This window comes from Pseudomonas juntendi (genome assembly GCF_009932375.1).
Taxonomy (GTDB): Bacteria; Pseudomonadota; Gammaproteobacteria; order Pseudomonadales; family Pseudomonadaceae; genus Aquipseudomonas; species Aquipseudomonas juntendi.
In genome coordinates this window covers 1-322 of record NZ_BLJG01000451.1, presented here as the reverse complement: position 1 = coordinate 322, position 322 = coordinate 1, and the positions used below count along the sequence as shown (strand labels likewise).

General features: G+C 61.2%; 1 pseudogene. It reads left to right on the top strand.

The features are described from left to right. Positions 1–322, top strand: a pseudogene (locus GYA94_RS26670) (transporter); the annotation flags it as partial.

The following is a 322-nucleotide window of genomic DNA, read 5'->3' as shown; positions in this document are numbered from 1 at the left end:
CTGCAGGCGCTGGACAAGGTCACCGTCAACGACATCCTGGTGCCGCGCAGCGAAGTGGACGGCATCAACCTCGACGAGCCGATCGAGCGCATCATCGAACAGCTGATCGTCAGCCGCCACACCCGCCTGCCGGTGTACCACAACGACATCAACCAGGTTGAGGCGATCCTCAACACCAAGCTGATCAGCCATTTGCTGCCCAAGGCCGAGTTGACCCTGGAGGCGCTGCACGGGGCCTGCTACGAGCCGTATTTCGTGCCCGAAAGCACACCGCTGCAAATGCAACTGCTGAACTTCCACAAACAGCAACGGCGCCTGGGTG